Consider the following 413-nt stretch of genomic DNA (forward strand, 5'->3'; position numbering starts at 1 on the left):
GTTAGTAACAGTATTTTTATTATTGCTTTTACTTGCAGGTGTATTATTAAACCTACCTACTTTAATAATTTTTTCAAACAAAAAATTACTACCAAAGTTTCGCATCCAATTAGTGTAAGCTCTTATTTTATAAGTACCTTCTGAGAGTGTATCACTTAATCTGAAATCTCCGTTACCTTTTCCATCAGTTAAACTGATAATCTGCTTATTTAAAATGGTTGCATCTGAAGCAATTATTTCAACATATAAATTACCGCTTGTTGAAGTAGGGTTATTACTTATAGCATTTACTAAATAAGCTTTATACCAGATATCTTCTCCTGCTGTATAATATTCTCTGTCAGTTTGCAGATAAACCTTTTCAAAAAACATTTTAAAGTTTCCTATTGGTTGTTGGCTGTACACTCTGGGTG

1 protein-coding gene is annotated in these 413 nt (G+C 30.3%); it reads right to left on the reverse strand.

Annotated elements, in window-relative coordinates:
- Positions 1–413 (reverse strand): MG2 domain-containing protein (locus D7X55_RS41860; protein WP_199747457.1); only part of this gene is annotated, 413 nt, incomplete at both ends.

Origin of the sequence: Corallococcus sp. AB049A, from assembly GCF_003668885.1 — a bacterium.
GTDB classification, from domain to species: Bacteria; Myxococcota; Myxococcia; order Myxococcales; family Myxococcaceae; genus Corallococcus; species Corallococcus interemptor.